The organism is Salinicola sp. RZ23, assembly GCF_003206675.1.
Taxonomy (GTDB): Bacteria; Pseudomonadota; Gammaproteobacteria; order Pseudomonadales; family Halomonadaceae; genus Salinicola; species Salinicola endophyticus.
Genome location: NZ_PZJK01000001.1, coordinates 50,357 through 69,184, shown reverse-complemented (window position 1 = coordinate 69,184; position 18,828 = coordinate 50,357). Strand labels below are relative to the sequence as shown.

Sequence of the window (18,828 nt, the reverse complement as noted above, 5' to 3'; positions counted from 1 at the left end):
TATGGCGCAATACCACTCTGTTGCCATACCGCATGGCAAAGGCCCTTTACAGACGATGAAACGATAGGCAGATGAGTTTTCGATGTTGAATCGATGGTTAGCGAGTCACGCTTTCGAGCGCAAGGGATTCTGGTTTAGGCGGTATAGCGCCTGGCTGGATAGACGCTACTGCCAGGTCCACGGCATTGGCCATGTCGGAAAGGCGCAGGCCGATACGCACGCTCGTCGGGCCGCCACCGCCATTCTCGCCGCGGCCGAGAGGCGTGAAAGTCCTGGCACCTGTTCGAAAATCATCTGGATGTACTGGCATGCGCCGCTGGAGCAGGCTCCCGAGGTTGTGCAGCTGAGCGTGAGATCTTGGCAAGTGATGAATCCAGATTACGATGTCAGGCTGCTGAGCGATGACACGATGGAGGCGCACTTGGGGTTCGATTTCATGGCTGCCTTTGAACTCTGTCGCGTGCGCCTAAAGGTGGCGACGAAGGTCGATGTGCTGCGCCTTTATTTGTTGAGTCGCTTTGGCGGGGTCTGGGCGGATGCAACGCTTTTCTGCCTGAAGCCTCTCAAGACCTGGATGCCTGCGCTCGTCGATGAATTCGGTTTCTATACCTTTCGCCGAGAAGCCGTCGTCACGCGCCCGATCGAATTCTGGTTCATCGCGGCGAAACGTGGCGACCCTGTCATTCAACGTGTCTTCGAGCTACTGGTGATGCACCTCTTTCGTGATAGACGAAGAGCACTTTATGTGTCCAATAGCCGTAAATGTCTACAGAAAGCCGGTGTGAGAAAAAATCATGGTAGCCCCATTTGCCTGGAAGAAGTCGAAGATGCCGAGCGGAAAGGATTCGTGCCTTACTTTATTACAGGGTATTTGTTCAATAAGGCAACTCGAAAGGCTTGGAGTCCTGAAAAAGTAAGGCAGTATTTTCTTTCAGAAAATCGATGTCAAGCGAATCTTGAGTGCGTTGGTTTGAGTGGCTTAGTGGCTTCCAAGGAAAGCTACAAGAGCCACCATCAAGAGAGTAGAGGCTATCAGGTCCGAAAAGCGCTCCTTTTGGCTCGTATGAGTCGCGGCAAAAGCGATCGAAGTTCTGTGGAGGTCGGAGTATGAAGGTAAAACACTTCATTCGATTGAAAGAGCTGGCCGGCACGGAAATCATGTTTTTTAATTTGGTCGCTGCTTGGAGTGCTGAGCACAATGTGATTTTAACTTCGCGCATTCCCCGGTCGCTCAGCGGCTTCTTGCCTCCAATCAAGAGTTGGAAACGTCGCAAGTCAGTGCTTGGCTTGCGGGTGCCTAGTAAGCTGCAGACGTTGCGAGATTCTTATCTGGGTTGTAGTGGGGAACTTCTCGTTTCGTGGTCCCAATACAAGGGGTCGGACATCGCCAGAGGTATCAGGCGCGCCGGTGGTCAAGTGGTACACTATGATCATGGTGTTTCATGGAGTATTGGTGAAGATATAGCAAGAGAGTGGCTTTCTAATGTAGATCGTATAGTGTGTGTGTCGCAGGCCAATAAGAGGGTTATGCAATTGAGATTTGGGCTGGATGATATGCCCATTCAAGTTTGTTTCAATCCTTCAAGACGGTATTTGATTGAAGATGGAGGCGACGTAGAAGGTTTTATTGCTAAGGCTGCTCTACAGCCAAGGGTTGTTATTGGAATGGCTGGTCGCTTGACCCCGCTTAAAGGGATGGCTATTGGGATTCGGGCGTTGAGGCAACTCGTCGACTCGGGTTTTGACGTGGAGTTGCATATTGCAGGAACTGGGAGTCAGCAAGGCGAGCTGCTTCGTGAAGTTGAGGCGCTGGGGCTAGAAAAAAGAGTCAAGCTGTTGGGGCATGTTGCAGACATGGCCAGCTTTTATCAGTCCTTATCATTATTTTGGAATCCAACCCTTAGAGATCCCTGCCCCCTAGTGACGCTGGAAGCATTATCCTATGGCGTTCCTGTTGTTGGCAGTCGTGTCGATGGTCTGCCAGAACAAATAAGTGAAAGAGAGAATGGTTTTACGATACCTTGTACACAAGAGTTGAAGTCAAGGCCGTGGCTTCAGAATGTTTCAGGTCTTTTAGGGTATCAAGTCTACGATCCGGAGTTGGATCAATTGAGAAGTCCCATGGCTATAGATCCCGTACAATTAGCAGAGAAGTCTGCTGGACTGCTAGCTAATGTCGACCTTCTTCAGGCGTTTAGTCAAAAAGCGCTTTTTGAATCTAGGCGACGCTTTCATTTTTCAAGATATTGTAGTGAGATCATTGCAGCCTTGACCAAAGGCAGCTGATGCTAACTAGTGATGGCTGTTTTTAATGATGCGGTTCAGATGAGGTGAGCCCGGAAGTTTAGTTGGGTCTTAATCTGCGGGCCGGTCCCGCGGCAAAACCATTGAAATAATGTAGGGCCTGGGTGTTATCGGAAAACTTGCCTCGCATCGACTTTGAAAGGTCCTTGTTGACATGAGTTTTGGATGAATAGTACAAATATGAGATTTGAGGTGAACGCTCACTGACGAGGACTGCGAGTGTTTGCTCGTATGGCCCCTGCCAAGTCAATAGTGGGTCGGTTTCGCCTTTAGTCAGTTTTCTTTAGTTTGGTCGGCTTGGCTACTAGATATAGAGTTTTCATGGCATAGCGCTCTTAGTGTTGCATTGTGGATCGGCCTGCCGCTAGAGGCTTTCTGTAAAAAGGCGGCTTTGTTGGGCTGAGTGGCGAGGGTTCCTTAAAAAGATGGTTAGACATTTCTTTAGTGGATGCTAAGCTATTGCAAGGAGGCACGCTGCATATGCTGGGTGCTGGCTGTGCCACACTTGGCTATGTTTTTAGCTGTCTGCTATGTTGTTGAAGAGTTCAGGCGAAGCGCAGCATTCGACCCAGCGGCGATGTTGGTGGAATGTTTGAAATATCATGTTTCTTGAATTTTTCATTATACAGATGGATGCAAGAAGACCGGCTTGTAACTATATCCTCCACAGAAAGCTCGGGATCCAGAAGTAGTTTTGTGCGGTGGCATTCAAGTGGGTAAAATTTGTCGACCGGTTGAGCTAGGTCTTGAATGCCGTAGATCTTGGCATAGTAGGTCAGTGCAGCCGGGCCAGTGGTGCCCCACTTCATGCTATCTCTGGATGCGGAAAATCCGAGTGCCTTACGCAATTTTAATTTTTTTTGTTTTCTCTCGGACAGCCAAGGTGGAATGAATTCAGCATCGCGTGATATGTTTAGCAGGGCATTAAGAAAGTCACTGCCTATGGGTGCCGCGAGCACCGCACAGTTTATCTGTTGATCGTCCTCGTATCCCAAGAGATAGCCGTGGTGAGGGATGGTGAGTGGGGCAATGCAGAAAACATCGCAGTCTACGTAGATGCCAGCCTGGTTGTTCAGTAGTTCGTACGTGAATAAGTCTGAAAAGACCGCATAGCTTCCAGATTTTTTATGCTTGAAAATAAATTTCTCTGGAATTGTTTCGTTAGCGTCGCGTGTCGAGACTCCCTCTGGAATATCCTGAATAGGATGGTAACAGTGTAGGACCGTTTCGTGTCCTTGTTCAACGAAGGACCTCAGGCAGGCCGCAGCGATAAGGCCTAACTTATCCCCTATCCATAGTGCATGAATTACAGGAAGTTTGTCTGTTGGTTTCATAAGGAGTCGTTACGCTTCACTGTTGTTTGCGAAAGTGGCGGTCTTATTGTATCGATAGGGAAGAGCCAAGGGAAGTGATTGGCATGCGTAGACTTGCCGATGGTCAGTGTTGGGTTTATATGTTCCGAGTTCCCATGCCATACTTTTTTATAGTGTGTCTCTAGCGCTGTGCGGGTATGGATGTCGGGTTTTGGGGAAGCGGACAAGTCTATGAGTATACTGAAGCCAGTTCCTGTAGTTAGACATCGGCCATCCTACCTTGTCTCCGTAAAGGAAAGAGAGCTTCCGGCAATACCAAAAGAGTGGGATAAACTGTTGGCGGCCTATTCTGATAGACTAGCCCATAAGGCTAATCTCGGATAGATCCCGCACATGAAACACTCCCTCCCGGCACATCCCCGCCATATCGCCATTCTGCGCCTGTCGGCGCTGGGCGACGTGTGCAATCTGGTGCCCACGGTGCGTGCCCTGCAGCGCCAGTGGCCGGATGCGCGTATCACCTGGATCGTGGGCAAGACCGAGCACGCGCTGCTCGAGGGGCTCTCTGGTGTCGAGTTCGTGGTCTACGACAAGGCTACCGGCTTCGGCGGCATGCGCCAGATCTGGCGCCAACTGCGCGGCACGCGCTTCGACGTGTTGCTGCACATGCAGCAGGCGCTGCGGGCCAGCGCGCTGTCGCTGGGGCTTGAGTGTGACCTGCGCGTGGGCTACGACAAGGCGCGGGCCAAGGATTGGCAGCACTGGTTCACCCAGCGCCAGCTGGCGCCGCACCCGCGCGCCCACGTACTCGAATCGTTCATGGATTTCGCCCGTCTGCTGGGGGTCGAGGACACCTCGCTCGACTGGTCGCTGCCGATCCCCGACGCCGCCTATATCGAGGCCGCCCGCCTCAGCGGTGAAGCGCCCTATCTGGTGATCAGCCCTTGTGCCAATCCGCGGCTGCGCAATTTCCGCAACTGGTCGGCCGAAGGCTATGCCGCGGTGATCGCGCATGCCTGGGAGCGCCACGGCCTGGTCAGCGTGTTGAGCGGCGGGGGCAGCCCCCAGGAGCGCGAGATGGGCGAGCAGATTCGGCGTCTCTGCCCGCAGGTCGAGATCGTCGATGCGATTGGGCGTACCTCGCTCAAGGGACTCCTGGCGCTGCTCGATCGCGCCCGTGCCGTGATCGCGCCGGACTCCGGCCCGGTGCACATGGCCAACGCCCTGGGTACACCGACGCTGGGGCTCTACGCCACCACCAACCCGGATCGCGCCGCACCTTACTGCTGGCGTCGCCACGTGGTCGACCGCTATCCCGATGCGCTGGCGCACTATCTGCACCAGACTCCGGAGTCGGTGAACTGGGGCACCCGCGTGCGTCATGCCGATGCCATGAGCTTGATCACCCTCGATGACGTGGTTGGTCAACTGGATCGGCTGCTGGCGGAGACCGCGATGAATAGGGATGATGGCGGGATTCACCGGCCTGAGGATGGGCCGGCGACCCAGGACGACAGGGAGCCCAACGCATGAAAGTCGATCTTTCCCAGCTCGAGCACGCCCGTCTGCTGGTGGTCGGTGACGTGATGCTCGACCGCTACTGGCATGGCGGCACGTCGCGCATTTCGCCCGAGGCGCCGGTGCCGGTGGTCAAGGTTGAGGAGGCCGATGATCGCCCGGGCGGCGCGGCCAACGTGGCGCTCAATATCGCGGCATTGGGCGGGCGGGCGAGTCTCGCCGGCGTGGTCGGCGATGACGACAACGCCGAGCGTCTCGAGCGCGCGCTGGATGCCGCCAATGTGAGCACTCACTTCCAGCGTAGCCCCGAGGTGCCGACGATCACCAAGCTGCGGGTGATGAGCCGTAACCAGCAGCTGATCCGTCTCGATTTCGAGAGCTCGCTGTGGAACGTCGATACCGCACCGCTCGGCGCCCAGGTCGAGCAGGCGCTGACCGAGGCCGAAGTGGTGATTCTCTCCGACTACGGCAAGGGCAGCCTCAACCGGGTCGAGCAGTTGATCGCCACGGCACGGGCGGCGGGCAAGCGTGTGCTGGTGGACCCCAAGGGCGGCGACTTCACCCGCTACCGCGGCGCCAGCGTGATCACCCCCAATCTGGGCGAGTTCGAGGCGATCGTCGGCCCCTGCGCCAGTGATGCCGAGCTGGCCGAGAAGGGCGAGCGGCTGCGCGCCGAACTGGCGCTGGAAGCGCTGCTGGTGACCCGCAGCGAGCGTGGCATGACGCTGATCCGCGAGGGGTACGCGCCGCTGCATCTGCCGACCCATGCGCGTGAGGTCTACGACGTCACCGGGGCCGGCGACACCGTGATCGGCGTGCTGGGGCTGGCCCTGGCCGCCGGGCATGGTTTCGGCGAGGCGGTGATGCTGGCCAATCTGGCCGCCGGCCTGGTAGTGGCCAAGCCCGGCACCGCGGTGCTCTCGGTGGCCGAGCTCTACACCGCACTGCACGGCGACAAGCTGGCCGAATTCGGCGTGATCGCCGAAGCCCCCCTGATCGCAGCGGTGCGGGCAGCCCAGGCGCGTGGCGATAGGGTGGTGATGACCAACGGCTGCTTCGACATTCTCCACGCCGGCCACGTGGCTTACCTGGAGCAGGCGCGCAAGCTCGGTGACCGGTTGATCGTGGCGGTCAACGACGACGCTTCGGTGGCCCGGCTCAAGGGGCCCAAGCGACCGATCAACACCCTGGCGCGACGCGCCCAGGTGCTGGCTGGGCTGGCCGCGGTCGACTGGGTGGTGGGCTTTGCCGAGGACACCCCGGCGCGGCTGATCGAGGCGGTGCTGCCCGACCTGCTGGTCAAGGGCGGCGACTACCTGCCCGAGCAGATCGCCGGCGGAGCGGCGGTGGTCGCCAACGGCGGCGAGGTACGCGTGTTGGGGTTCGAGGATGGCGTCTCGACCACCACCATGATCGATACCATTCTCGACCGCGAGCGTTGAGCGGCGATGTCTCCCCGGCTGGCACGGCGGCTCTACTCGCTGCTGCTCTATCTGCTCGCACCGTTGATCTGGTGGCGGGTGTGGCGTGAGTGGCTGCCCACTCACCCGCGTCGCGAGCGGCTCGGCTACGTGCCCGCGGTGGGCGTTCACCGCTGTCTCTGGCTGCATGCGGCCTCGGTCGGCGAGGTGGTCACCGCCACCCCGCTGATTCGCGCCCTGCTCGATGACTATCCCGATCACGCCCTGATCGTCACCACCATGACCGCCACCGGGGCTCGGCAGCTGCAGCAGACCTTCGGCGACCGCGTGCGCCACCACTTCCTGCCGCTCGATTTCCCCGGTGCGACCCGGCGCTTCGTCGCGCGTATCAATCCGCGCCTGGCGATCATCGCCGAGACCGAGCTGTGGCCCAATCTGCTGGCGGCCTGTTACCGCCGCGGCGTGCCGGTGGCGGTGGCCAACGCGCGCCTCAGTCCAGGCGCCTTCCGGCTCTATCGGCGTCTCGGCGCGCTGTGTCGCGGCATGCTCGCGCCGCTCGACTGGGTTGGGGCGAAGTCGCAAAGCGATGCCGAGCGCTTCCGGGCCCTGGGGGCGCGTCCCGAGGCGGTGGCGATGACCGGTGCGCTCAAGTTCGATCTCAATGTCGACGAGAGCGTGCTGGCGGCCAGCCGTCGCCTGCGCCAGCGCTGGGGGCCGCGACCGGTCTGGATCGCTGGTTCCACCCACCCGGGCGAGGATGAGCAGGTGCTCGCCGCCCATGCCCAGGTGCGGCGCCATCTTCCCGAAGCGCTGCTGATCCTGGTGCCGCGTCATCCCCAGCGCTTCGAGGCCGTGGCCGAGCTGTGCGAGGCCGCCGGCGAGCGCCTGGTGCGGCTCAGTGCCGGCGCCCGGGTGGATGCCGAGACCACGCTGCTGCTGGGCGACACCATGGGCGATCTGATCAAGCTCTACGGTTGCGCCGATGTCGCTTTCGTCGGCGGCTCGCTGGTGACGGTCGGCGGCCACAACCTGCTCGAGCCCGCTGCCCTTGGCGTGGCGGTGGTGAGCGGGCCCCACCTCGACAACCTGCGTGAGATCGCCGACACCCTGGCCGAGCACGAGGCGCGCTGCGAAGTCACTGATGGTGAGGCCCTGGGACAGGCGGTGGCGGCGCTGCTCGACGATGCCCCGCGGCGCGAGCGGCTGGGTGCTGCCGGCCGCCAGGTGGTCGCTGCCAACCGCGGCGCGCTCGCCGCCACGCGCCAGCGTCTCGCCGCCTACCTGACGGATACCACCCACGGCCGTTGACGCTCGGGGCGGGTAGTACCGTGCCCCGATGCCTGTCAGATGCTTGTCATGCCCGACCCCGACAATCGTCCTTGACTAGGAATCGCTGCCGGTGACCGCCGATGGATATCCGCTTCAAGAGCCGCAAGCTGCGCTTCTACAGCGCTGGTGCCGCGCGTCTGCTGATCCCCGATGCGTACTATCGTCGGCGTCTGGCGCAGTGGCTGGATAGCCTCTCCGAGCCGACGTGGCAGCGGCTCGCCTCACGCGTCGACTACTACAACCGCATGGGGGAGGCGTTCGACCCCAGCGAAGGTGCGGTCGCCGTCGGTGACTTCCACTACGAGCGGCGTGGTGCCTACTATCTCGACGCCAAGCAGATCGTGCGCCACTTCGCGCCGCAGCACTGCTTCGATTACCGTTTCGGCGACGTCACCTGGGTGCCGGAGCGGCCCACGCTGGTCAAGAGCCGCCCGATCTGTCGCGCCACGCCGCCCAGCAATGCCAACGGCGTGCTGCTCAAGCTCAACAGCGTGCGTCATTTCCAGTTCGTCGATGACCGTCTGGCGTTTCGCGACAAGCGTTCGGGCGTGGTGTGGCGGGGCAAGTGTTTCCATGCGCATCGCGCCGCGGTGCTGCGGGAGTTCTGCGACCATCCACGCATGGATATCGGCCAGAGCAACCCCAAACGCCGCCATCAACGCGACTATCGGCCCTATCTGTCGATCCGTGAACAGCTGCGCTATCGCTACGTGCTGAGCCTCGAAGGCAAGGACGTGGCGACCAACCTCAAGTGGATTCTCGCCTCCAACTCCCTCTGCTTCATGCCGCCGCCGCGCTTCGAGACCTGGTTCATGGAGGGCACGCTCGAACCCTACGTGCACTATGTGCCGCTGGCGGAGGACTGCAGCGACATGGAAGCCCAGATGGCCTACTACGATGCCCACCCCGCCGAGGCCGAGGCGATCGTGCGCCGGGCCAACGCCCATGTTGCGCAGTTTCGCGACCCGCGCCAGGAGCTGCTGCTGGGGCTTTTGGTGATGCACAAGTATCTGGTGCTCTCGGGTCAGCTGGATCCCGCGAGCTCGAGGGTGGCCAGCCCGGCCTGGAACAGCTGGGCGTGCCGTCCGGCGAGTGCATTCAGGTCACGGTCGTAACCGCCACCGATCACCCCCGCCACGGGGATGCCTGCACGGCGACAGCGGGTGAGTACCAGGCGATCCCGCGCCAACAGACCCGCGTCGCCCAGACACAGATGCCCCAGGCGATCGTCGGTATGTACGTCGACCCCGGCGTCGTAGAGCACGCACTGCGGCGCGAACTGGGTCAGAGCCTGCTCGAGCGCTGCGCTCAACGCGGCGAGATAGGCGTCGTCGCCGGTGCCACGCGGCAGGGCCAGGTCGTGGTCGCTGCACTGCTTGGTGAAGGGGAAATTGTCGGCGCCGTGGAGCGAGAGGGTGAACACCCGTGATTCGTGGCGGAAGATCCAGGCCGTGCCGTCGCCCTGGTGCACGTCGCAGTCGACGATCAGCACGCGTTCCAGACCGTGCACCGTGAGCAGATGACGTGCAGCGACCGCCAGGTCGTTGAGCAGACAGTAGCCGCTGGCGCGATCCGGGTAGGCGTGATGGGTGCCGCCGGCGGTGTTCAGGGCCAGACCCTCGCGCAGCGCCGCCTCCACCGTGGCCAGCGTGCCGCCGACCTCGAGCAGGGTGCGTGTCACCAGCGCCGGTGACCAGGGGAAGCCGCTGGGCGTGCGCCGCGACGGGCTGGTGTCGCCCAGGGCGAAGCGTTGCAGGTACTCCGGGGTGTGCACCCGCAGCAGCGAGTCGCTGGCTGCCGGGCCGGGGGTGATCCAGCGTACCGCCGGGTGATGGTCGAAACCCTGTGCCGTCAGGTGTTCGCGCAGCACGCGGAACTTGGCCATGGGGAAAGGATGACGCTCTGGCCAGGCGCAGCTGTAGCCCGGGTGGTGGATGAGCGGCAGCGGGGCGAGAGGCCGGGTCACGGGTTGCGGCGTCCTGTCACTGGTGAGGCCATGGGGATCGATTACGATAGGGGCTCTTCGATTGCCGTGCGAGCGTTGCCATGCGAGTCACCGTCTACAGTGCCCAGCCCTACGACCGTCGTTTTCTCGACGCGGTCGGCGCCACCCAGTTTGCCGATGCCGGGATCGAGTGGCACTACCAGTCCGTCGCGCTGACCCGGCAGACGGTGGCGCTGGCGGCGGGCAGCGACGCGGTCTGCGTGTTCGTCAACGACGCCCTCGAAGCGGCCGTGCTCGAAGCCCTGGCCGCCCAGGGCGTGGGTGCCGTGGTGCTGCGCTGCGCCGGCTTCAACAACGTCGATCTGGTGGCCGCAAGAAGACTCGGGCTGTTCGTGGCGCGGGTGCCGGCCTACTCGCCGGAGGCGGTGGCCGAACACGCGCTGGCCATGATCATGACCCTCAACCGCAAGACCCACCGCGCCTACAACCGGGTGCGCGAGGGCAATTTCGCCCTCGACGGGCTGCTCGGGGTGACCCTGCACGGCAAGACCGCAGGCGTGGTCGGCAGCGGGCGCATCGGCCTGGCCATGGCGCGTATCCTGCACGGGCTGGGCTGCGAGGTGCTGGGTTACGATCCCGCCCCTGCGGCCGCCTTCGAGGCCTACGGCGAGAGCGTGCCGCTGGCGGCACTGCTGGCGCGTTCGGATATCGTCTCGCTGCACTGCCCGCTGAACGAGGCGACCCACCACCTGATCGACGCCGCCGCGCTGGACGGCATGAAGCCCGGTGCCATGCTGGTCAATACTTCGCGCGGGGCGCTGATCGATACCCCGGCGGTGATCGCCGCGCTGAAGTCGCGCCAGCTCGGCGCGCTGGCGATCGACGTCTACGAGCAGGAGAGCGAGCTGTTCTTCCGCGACCACTCGGCGGAGATCATAGAAGACGACGTCTTCGCCCGACTGGCCAGCTTCCCCAATGTACTGATCACCGGCCACCAGGGCTTCTTCACCGCCGAGGCGCTGGACGAGATCGCGCAGGTCACCTGCGCCAATCTGGTCGCCTATGACCGCGATCTGGAGTGTCCCAATCGGCTCTGACTCGGTCTCAGCGGGTGAAGCGCTCGACCCCCGCAGCGCCGCCGAGCAGCAGCACGTCGGCCGGGCGCTTGGCGAACAGGCCGTTGGTGACCACGCCGACGATGGCATCGAGGGCCGCTTCCATCGCTTCCGGATCATCGAACAGCTTGTCGTAGCCATCCAGAATGCGGTTGCCGTTGTCGGTCAGCACGCCATCGCGGTAGACCGGCGTGATGCCGAGCTTGACCATCTCACGGGCGACGTAGGAGCGCGCCATGGGAATTACCTCGACCGGCAGCGGGAAGCCGCCTAGCACCTCTACCCGCTTGCTGGCATCGGCGATGCAGACGAAGCGCTCGGCGCAGGCGGCGACGACCTTCTCGCGGGTGAGCGCAGCACCGCCGCCCTTGATCATGCGCAGGCGGCCATCGACTTCGTCGGCACCATCCACATAGACCGGCACCGTGCCCACGTGGTTGAGTTCGAGCACGTCGATCCCGTTGGCCTTCAGGCGCTGCGCGCTGGCCTCCGAGCTGGCCACGGCACCGCGAAAATCGTGGCGCCGTGCGGCGAGCAGGTCGATGAAGTGGTTGGCGGTGGAGCCGGTACCGATGCCGATCACCGCATCCGGCGTCAGCAGGCTATCGATGTCTTCGAGCGCCGCGGCGGCCACCGCGCGTTTGAGGTCGTCCTGGGTCATGTCGGCTCTGGCAGGCTGGCAAAAGAGAGCCGCCAGTATAGAGCAAGCCGCCTGCGCTGCCGATGGCGCTGACGCGCGGGGCGGGCATCTGTTAACGCTGGACGCTCGGGGCTGGCGTCTGTTAACAATGTCGATCCGCCACGTTCATCGCCGCCGCCGGGCTCTCCGCGGCGCGCTCAGGCAGCCACCTGTGGTGCGATACGCCAGGACACCTCAATGCTACTCGAAGACATCGTCAAGAAGATCCTCCAGGCCCGCGTCTACGAAGCGGCCCGGGAGACCCCCATTTCGCCCATGCCCTCGCTCTCGCGCCGTTTCGGCAATCGCATTCTGATCAAGCGCGAAGATCTGCAGCCGGTGTTCTCGTTCAAGATTCGCGGTGCCTACAACAAGATGGCGCAGCTCGACGAGACCCAGAAGGAGAAGGGTGTGATCGCCGCCTCGGCCGGTAATCACGCCCAGGGGCTGGCGATGGCGGCGCGCCAGATGGGTGTCAAGGCGGTGATCGTGATGCCCCGGGTGACACCCGAGATCAAGGTGGCCGCGGTGCGTGGCTGGGGCGCCAAGGTGGTACTCAAGGGAGACGCCTTCGGCGAGGCGCTGGCACACGCCAAGACGCTGATCGCCGAGCACGGCTACACCTATATTCCGCCCTATGACGACAACGACGTCATTGCCGGTCAGGGCACCGTGGCGATGGAGATCCTGCGCCAGCACTCCGGGCCGCTGGATGCGGTATTCGTGCCGGTGGGTGGCGGCGGGCTGCTGGCCGGGGTCGCTGCCTACATCAAGTATCTGCGCCCGGAGGTCAAGGTCTACGGCGTCGAGGCGGAGGATTCGGCCTGTCTCAAGGCGGCGCTGGAGGCCGGCGAACGGGTGGTGCTGGATCAGGTCGGCGTGTTCGCCGAGGGGGTGGCGGTGGCCCAGATCGGCGAGGCGCCGTTCGAGATCCTGCGCCACACCGTGGATGGCGTCATTACCGTCAACACCGACGAGATGTGCGCCGCGGTCAAGGACACCTTCGATGACACCCGCGCGGTCGCGGAGACTTCCGGGGCGCTGTCGCTGGCCGGGCTCAAGAAGTACGTGCAGCAGACCCAGGTGCGCGACCAGTCACTGTTATGCATCAACTCCGGCGCCAACATCAATTTCGACCGGCTCCAGCACATCGCCGAGCGCACCGAACTCGGCGAGCAGCGCGAGGCGATTCTGGCGGTCGAGATCCCCGAGCGCCCGGGCAGCTTCAAGCAGTTCTGTCGCGCCATCGGGCGGCGCATGGTGACCGAGTTCAACTACCGCTACGCCGATGACGACCGCGCGCATATCTTCGTCGGTGTGCAGGTCAAGCCGGGTGGCGAGGATCGCGCCGAGGTGATCCAAAAGCTGCGCGACGCGGACTATCCGGTCGAGGATCTCACCGATAACGAACTGGCCAAGCTGCATATTCGCCACCTCGGCGGCGGCCGGCCCAAGGTCGATTTCTCGGAGGAGGTCTATCGCTTCGAGTTCCCCGAGCGTCCCGGTGCGCTGATGAACTTCCTGACCCATCTACCCGCCGACTGGAATATCTCGCTGTTCCACTACCGCAACCATGGCGCCGCCTACGGTCGCGTGCTGGTCGGGCTGCAGATGCCCAACGGTGACCGGGCCCACGCCGAGGAGCACTTCGATCGGATTGGCTACCGCTACTGGAAAGAGACCGACAATACCGCCTATCGGCTGTTCATGGCCTGAACGTCCCCGCGCGGTCCTGTTGCCTTCGCCATCTCTCACGCCGCGGGTCTCTGCATGAGGCCAGCGGCGTTTTCACGACGATGAAATAGCCTCTTTTTCGGGGTTAATTCGGGCTAAACCTTTTTCGGTAACAACCGATAATCTTCAGTAACGAAAAAGGGGGGTAGTCTGCCTGGCAAGCGTCTTGTCAAGCTTTTAGCCTAACCCTATAGTCGTGCGCGTCGCCGCGGGGGCGGAGACCGAACCGAATCTCTGGGAGTCGAAATGAAACGCAAGCCCGACCTGGTCATGGCACTGGTACTGATTTTCGGCGTGGGTGTGGTTGCGACGGGGTATGCGCAGACGCTGCTCGGCGCTTGAGGCTATATCAATACGGTAATACGGCAGGCACACCCGCGGGTCGTGCGCTCGCCGGTAGTGGCCGATAGTGGCCGGTAAGTAGATAGACCAGATCGACTCGATACGCCCGATCAGTGATCGCCCGCCGGAGGGCACTGATCGCACGACGGCCGGTAGCGACTTGCGCGCTACCGGCCGTCGCCGTTTCTACCCTTGGTGCGGCTGCGGGCGGAGCACCTCGCGGTCGCTGACGATCGCATTCAGCGGTACGTCCCAGGCGGCCACGGGCAGCGCCGTCACCCGCTGGCAGGCGTGGGCCAGGCCGATCAGTCGTGGCGCCGGGCGGCGCAGGCGGGTGAAGGCGAAGGTGCGGTCGTAGAAGCCGCCGCCCATGCCGATACGCTCACCGGCCCCATCGTATCCCACCAGTGGCATCAGCACGGTATCGAGCGCCCAGGCCGGCAGCCGTCGTTGGCGTCTGGCACCGAAGCGGGTGTGTGGCTCGGCGATGCCGAAGCGGTTGCGGCGCATGCGTGTGTCGCTGTCGTAGCGCACGAACCACAGTCGGTTCTCGACCAGCGGGCGCAGCACCGGCAGGTAGACCTCGGCGCCACGCCGTCGCAGCCAGGCGATCAGCGGGGTGGGGTCGATTTCACCATCGTTGGGCAGATAGAGCGCCACACGGCGGGCGCGCTGGAGCTCCGGCAGCCGGCGCAGGCGCCGACACAGCGCGCGCGAGGCGATGCGCTGCTGGTGCGGGCTCAGCGCCCGGCGCGCGCGGCGCAGGTCGCGCCGCAGGCGACGCCGATCGCCCGAGAGGGCAAGCGCGGTGGGTCCGTCAGCGGTGGACCCGTCATCGAGAGCGCTGGTGATCGACGTCGAAGACAAGAAGAGTTCCCCAGAGTGCCGCTGTCGTTCTGGCCCTTGAACCCATTGGTTCAAGGTGGGTGGCCGCAGGCAGGCCGTTAGGCTTTCCGTCGCGCGGACATGCACACGGGCCTGCCTAGCTATTGGCCCCCTGGGTACTGCGCATAGGCTCGAGGGACTTGTAACGACTGGCGCACACCCCAGGGAACGACTCTATCGTAGCAGAGGGGGCGGCGTTGCCCAATCGCAATCGCCGCCGGCGGGCTGGCGGCTCAACGGGAGGCGTTCGCCGTGTCGGTGCCGATACCGCTCAGGGCGCGCTCCAGGCGTTCACCCAGCTCGCTCAAGTTCTGCTCGCCGGCGCGGTTGGCATCCAGCGCGCTGAGCAGCTCGTGGGTGATGTTGAGCGCCGCCATGATTGCGATCTTCTCTGCGCCCAGCACCTTGCCGCGGGAGTGGATGCCATGCATGGCGCGATCGAGGTAGCGCGCGGCGCGCTTCAACTGCTCCTGCTCTTCCGGCGGGCAGGCGATCACGTAGGGTTTGCCCAAAAGGGTCACTTCGGTGGTCGGGCGAGACGTGTCGCTCATGGTTCGCTCCGGGGTGGGCCTTGAAGACCGATCGGGTAAAATGGGGGGATTCGCGGCGCCAGCGGCTATGCTGATGGCCGCCGGCGACGACGCTGGGGCTGCGGTCGCAGGCGCCGCTGGCCCTCGGCCGCCGCGATTGATCAGTCACTATAGAGAGCCGCCCACACCCGGTCAACGCGCTGCCGGCGCGGGCCGCAGGGCGGCCCGCCACCACGGATGCCGACATGTCGATCATCAACGAGCAACTCGATTTCTCCACCGTCGCCAATGTATTCCTGGCCCATGGCAGCCTGCAGTCACCGGCCTTCTTCGATGGTCGGCTGTGTGCCGAGCTGGCGCTCGAGGACCTGAGCGCCGAGCGCTGGCTGGAGGAGGTGAGCCTGGCGCTCAACGTCGAGCAGCCGGAGAGCCGCGAGGATGCCGACGTGCTGCTGGGCTGGCGGCGCCAGACTCTGGACGCGTTGGCTGCGGCAGAGCTCAACTTCGAGCCGCTGCTGCCCGACGAGTTGTTCTCGCTGGGCGAGCGTGCCCAGGGGCTCAAGGAGTGGGTGCAGGGCTTCACCGAAGTGGTCAACGAAGTCGATGGCGAGACCTACGAACGCTGGTCGAGCCCACTGCGAGAAGCGCTCGAGGATCTCGGCCAGCTGGCGGCGATCGAGGTCGAGATCGACGACGACCCGGAGAACGAGAACGATCTGTTCGCCCTCACCGAGCATGCGCGCATGGCAGCGATGCTGCTGTATACCGAGCAGCACCCCGGCCAGCCCCAGGTCGAGCAGAGCGAACAGGGCAGCTCGGCTGGCGCGGACACCACTGACGACGACACGCAGACGCTGCACTGAGCCGCCCGCACGATCGCCACCCTGTACGATCGCAACACCGCACATGGAGAGAGCATGCCGACAGCCGCTGGTTTGACACAAGATGCCGTGACGACAGAGGACCTGCGCCCCGGGCCCGCCCCGATCACCCAGGAGGAGTATGCCGCCCGGCGCGAGCGCCTGATGGCCGAGCTGCCGCAGGACTCGGCGGTGCTGTTGCCCGGCGCCGTGCTCAAGACCCGCAATCACGACAGCGACTACGCCTTCCGCCAGCACAGCGACTTCCACTACCTGTGCGGTTTTCCCGAGCCGGATGCCTTGCTGGTGCTGCTGCCCGGCCGCGAGGCCGGTGAGTCGCTGCTGTTCTGCCAGGAGAAGGACCCCGAGAAAGAGGCCTGGACCGGCATCCGTATCGGCCCCGAGGGTGCGGTGCGCGACTACGGCATGGATCAGGCCTTCGACAATGCCAGTCGCGGCGATCTGGCCGATCTGCTGGAGGGGCGGCGCACGCTCTACCTGCCGCTGGCGGATACCCATGCCATGGCCCTGGCCGACGGCATCCGCGCCCGGCTGCAGGCGCGCGCGCGGCGCGGCGCGGCGGCCCCGAGCGGCTTCGTCGATGTCAGTGCGCTGATCCACGAGCTGCGCCTGACCAAGAGCGAGAGTGAGCTGGCGCTGATGCGCCATGCCGCCGAGATCAGCGCCCAGGCCCACTGTCGCGCCATGCGCGACAGCCGCCCGGGGCGCTTCGAGTATCAGCTGCAGGCGTCGATCGAGCACGAGTTCGCCTGGCACGGCGCCCGCTCGCCCGCCTACGGCACCATCGTCGGCGGCGGCATCAACGCCTGTGTGCTGCACTATGTGGAGAATGACGCCCGGCTGGCCGACGGCGACCTGGTGTTGATCGATGCGGGTGCCGAGTTCGATCTCTACGCCGGCGACATCACCCGCACCTTTCCGGTCAACGGCCGCTTCAGCCAGGCCCAGCGCGCGCTCTACGACGTCGTCCTGGCGGCGGAGGCGCGCGCCGTGGCCGCGGTCGCACCGGGCACCACCCTGGACGCGATCCACGATGGCGTGGTGCGTGATCTCACCGCCGGGCTGCTGGCGCTGGGGCTGCTCGAGGGCGAACTCGACGCGTGCATCGAGACCAAGGCCTACCGACGCTTCTATCTCCACTCCACCTCGCACTGGCTGGGGCTGGATGTGCACGATGTCGGCAGCTACCGGGTCGACGGCGAGCCGCGCACACTCGAGCCGGGCATGGTGCTGACCATCGAGCCGGGGCTCTACATCCCCGACGCCGAGGATATCCCCGCGGCCTATCGCGGCATCGGCATCCGCATCGAGGATGACGTGGTGGTGACCGCCGACGGTGGCGAGGTACTGACCGCCGGCGTGCCCAAGGCGGCCGACGAGATCGAAGCGCTGATGGCGGCGGCCCGGGCGTGAACAAGATGCCGGGGATCATTGGCCGGTGCGGAGGAGACGAGTGCCCATGAGTGAAGCGACGCAACTGGCGCAGGTCGATGTGGCGATCATCGGCGGCGGCCTGGTCGGCGCCAGTCTGGCCTGCGCGCTGGGCGAGCTGGCCCGCGAGCAGGGGCTGCGCATCGCCATCGTCGAGGCCCAGCCGCTGCCCGCCACCGATGCGGATCGTCCGCAGCCGAGTTTCGACGTGCGTGCCAGCGCCATCGCCTATGGCTCACGGCGCCATTTCGAACGTCTGGCGCTGTGGTCGGCGGCGGAGGGTGAGGGCATGGCGGCGCAGGCCGCGCCGATCCGGCATATCCACATCAGCGAGCGTGGCCGGCTGGGGGTGACCCGGCTGCACGCCGAGGACGTCGGCGCCGAGGCCCTGGGCTATGTGATTCCCAACGCCTGGATGGGCCGGGTGCTGCACCGTCGGCTCGCCGAGCTGCCACTCGACTGGCACTGTCCGGCCCGGGTCGAGGCGCTCGATGCCACGTCCGCCGGCTATCGGCTGACCCTGGACGACGGTCAGGTGGTGGAAGCCGGGCTGACCGTACTCGCTGATGGTGGCCGCTCCGGCCTCAAGGAGCGCCTGGGGATCGAGAGCGAGCACCACGCCTATGGCCAGAGTGCGCTGATCGCCACTGTCGAGACCAGCCGAGCGCATCAGGGCTGGGCCTTCGAGCGCTTCAGTGCCGACGGGCCTATCGCGCTGCTGCCGCTGTCGGGGCGGCGCATGACACTGGTGTGGACCTTCGAGCAGGGCGCCGAGCAGGCCGCGCTGGCGCTCTCCGATGATGCCTTCCTGGCGCGTCTGCAGCACGCCTTCGGCGACCGGGCCGGGCGCTTCCAGCGGGTCGGCCAGCGCCACGCCTATCCGCTGTCGCTGGTCACCGCGCGCGAGACGATTCGCCCCGGCCTGGCGGTGCTCGGCAACGCCGCCCATGCGCTGCACCCGGTGGCAGGGCAGGGCTTCAACCTGGCCCTGCGCGGGGTGATGGACCTGGCTGCCGAGATCAACGATGCCCTGGCCGAAGGGCGCGCCCCGGGGGACGCCAGCGTGCTGGCGGCGTTCGAGGCGCGACGCAGCGCCGACTATCGCCAGATCGTGCGCTTCAGCGATGGTCTGATCCGGCTGTTCGGCCTGACACATCCGCTGATGGGCCAGGCGCGCGGGATCGGGCTCGGGGGGCTCAACGCCCTGGGGCCGCTCAAGCGGATGGTGGCTAGGCGGGCCATGGGCATAGAGCGATGACGACGAGCAAGGGAAACGCTGCATCAATGCCTGCGCTAGCGAATCGCTGTGTTGCGTGGTATTCGAGCACTCGCCTGACCCCCTGTCATGTTCCGTGCTCTGTGTTCCATGCGCCTTGCGCTTCATCTCGCGCGTCGATGTAT

16 protein-coding genes and 1 other RNA gene are annotated in these 18,828 nt (G+C 64.0%); 11 read left to right on the top strand and 6 right to left on the bottom strand.

The features are described 5' to 3' along the window. The first annotated feature begins 82 nt into the window (after positions 1 to 82). The gene (locus DOM67_RS00310; protein ID WP_110673688.1) at positions 83 to 1,111 is read left to right on the top strand and encodes a capsular polysaccharide synthesis protein; all 1,029 of its coding nucleotides are present in this window, start codon (positions 83 to 85) and stop codon (positions 1,109 to 1,111) included. Next, on the top strand, positions 1,108 to 2,286 hold the full coding sequence (locus tag DOM67_RS00305; RefSeq protein WP_110673687.1) for a glycosyltransferase family 4 protein: 1,179 nt from the start codon (positions 1,108 to 1,110) through the stop codon (positions 2,284 to 2,286). Before DOM67_RS00310 ends, DOM67_RS00305 begins: the two co-directional genes overlap by 4 nt. Positions 2,287 to 2,849: 563 nt before the next feature. On the opposite strand, the gene DOM67_RS00300 is transcribed toward DOM67_RS00305, so the two are convergent. Beyond that, complete coding sequence (locus tag DOM67_RS00300) at positions 2,850 to 3,638, bottom strand: galactosyltransferase Lgt5 (RefSeq protein ID WP_110673686.1); 789 nt, start codon at positions 3,636 to 3,638, stop codon at positions 2,850 to 2,852. Positions 3,639 to 4,010: 372 nt separating this feature from the next. Between DOM67_RS00300 and DOM67_RS00295 the strand changes: the two genes are divergently transcribed. From DOM67_RS00295 to DOM67_RS00280, 4 genes are all read left to right on the top strand, one after another. Continuing rightward, entirely contained in the window at positions 4,011 to 5,150 is a 1,140-nt protein-coding gene (locus DOM67_RS00295) for a glycosyltransferase family 9 protein (RefSeq protein WP_110673685.1), read from the top strand. Continuing rightward, positions 5,147 to 6,577, top strand: coding sequence for a bifunctional D-glycero-beta-D-manno-heptose-7-phosphate kinase/D-glycero-beta-D-manno-heptose 1-phosphate adenylyltransferase HldE (hldE, locus tag DOM67_RS00290; RefSeq protein ID WP_110673684.1), 1,431 nt, complete (start codon positions 5,147 to 5,149; stop codon positions 6,575 to 6,577). The genes DOM67_RS00295 and hldE overlap by 4 nt, the downstream gene beginning before the upstream one ends. A 6-nt stretch (positions 6,578 to 6,583) precedes the next feature. After that, positions 6,584 to 7,864, top strand: a complete 1,281-nt coding sequence (waaA, locus tag DOM67_RS00285; RefSeq protein WP_110673683.1) for a lipid IV(A) 3-deoxy-D-manno-octulosonic acid transferase — start codon at positions 6,584 to 6,586, stop codon at positions 7,862 to 7,864. Positions 7,865 to 7,965: 101 nt separating this feature from the next. After that, positions 7,966 to 9,000: a glycosyl transferase family 90 gene (locus DOM67_RS00280; RefSeq protein ID WP_110673682.1), complete on the top strand. Its 1,035-nt coding sequence runs from the start codon at positions 7,966 to 7,968 to the stop codon at positions 8,998 to 9,000. On the opposite strand, the gene DOM67_RS00275 is transcribed toward DOM67_RS00280, so the two are convergent. Beyond that, positions 8,910 to 9,851 carry a histone deacetylase gene (locus DOM67_RS00275; RefSeq protein ID WP_232825079.1) on the bottom strand — a complete coding sequence of 314 codons (942 nt, stop codon included), beginning with the start codon at positions 9,849 to 9,851 and terminating at the stop codon, positions 8,910 to 8,912. The two genes, DOM67_RS00280 and DOM67_RS00275, sit on opposite strands and share 91 nt — an antisense overlap. Before the next feature lie 80 nt (positions 9,852 to 9,931). Here DOM67_RS00275 and DOM67_RS00270 point away from each other — a divergent pair, with 80 nt between their 5' ends. Next, a complete protein-coding gene (locus DOM67_RS00270) occupies positions 9,932 to 10,927 on the top strand; it encodes a 2-hydroxyacid dehydrogenase (RefSeq protein ID WP_110673681.1) in 996 nt (331 codons plus the stop codon). Positions 10,928 to 10,934: 7 nt separating this feature from the next. Here the strand turns inward: DOM67_RS00270 and rpiA are convergent, their stop codons facing one another. Then, positions 10,935 to 11,606 carry a ribose-5-phosphate isomerase RpiA gene (gene rpiA, locus DOM67_RS00265; RefSeq protein ID WP_110673680.1) on the bottom strand — a complete coding sequence of 224 codons (672 nt, stop codon included), beginning with the start codon at positions 11,604 to 11,606 and terminating at the stop codon, positions 10,935 to 10,937. 198 nt (positions 11,607 to 11,804) lie between these two features. On the opposite strand from rpiA, the gene ilvA reads away from it, so the two are divergent. Continuing rightward, a complete protein-coding gene (gene ilvA / locus DOM67_RS00260) occupies positions 11,805 to 13,340 on the top strand; it encodes a threonine ammonia-lyase, biosynthetic (RefSeq protein ID WP_280951028.1) in 1,536 nt (511 codons plus the stop codon). Positions 13,341 to 13,886: 546 nt separating this feature from the next. Here ilvA and DOM67_RS00255 read toward each other — a convergent pair. From DOM67_RS00255 to DOM67_RS00245, 3 genes are all read right to left on the bottom strand, one after another. Further along, positions 13,887 to 14,477, bottom strand: coding sequence for a 5-formyltetrahydrofolate cyclo-ligase (locus DOM67_RS00255; protein WP_232825104.1), 591 nt, complete (start codon positions 14,475 to 14,477; stop codon positions 13,887 to 13,889). 93 nt (positions 14,478 to 14,570) lie between these two features. Beyond that, positions 14,571 to 14,756, bottom strand: a non-coding RNA gene (gene ssrS, locus DOM67_RS00250) — 6S RNA. Between the two features lie 62 nt (positions 14,757 to 14,818). Next, entirely contained in the window at positions 14,819 to 15,136 is a 318-nt protein-coding gene (locus DOM67_RS00245) for a cell division protein ZapA (protein WP_110673678.1), read from the bottom strand. 224 nt (positions 15,137 to 15,360) lie between these two features. Between DOM67_RS00245 and DOM67_RS00240 the strand changes: the two genes are divergently transcribed. The 3 genes from DOM67_RS00240 to ubiH all read left to right on the top strand — a co-directional run bounded on the left by DOM67_RS00240 (position 15,361) and on the right by ubiH (position 18,685). After that, positions 15,361 to 15,978 (top strand): UPF0149 family protein, encoded by a 618-nt coding sequence (locus DOM67_RS00240; RefSeq protein WP_110673677.1) that lies wholly within the window; start codon positions 15,361 to 15,363, stop codon positions 15,976 to 15,978. Between the two features lie 87 nt (positions 15,979 to 16,065). Further along, positions 16,066 to 17,409 (top strand): Xaa-Pro aminopeptidase, encoded by a 1,344-nt coding sequence (gene pepP, locus DOM67_RS00235; protein WP_232825078.1) that lies wholly within the window; start codon positions 16,066 to 16,068, stop codon positions 17,407 to 17,409. 46 nt (positions 17,410 to 17,455) lie between these two features. Then, entirely contained in the window at positions 17,456 to 18,685 is a 1,230-nt protein-coding gene (ubiH, locus tag DOM67_RS00230; protein WP_110673675.1) for a 2-octaprenyl-6-methoxyphenyl hydroxylase, read from the top strand. The last annotated feature ends 143 nt before the right edge of the window (positions 18,686 to 18,828 follow it).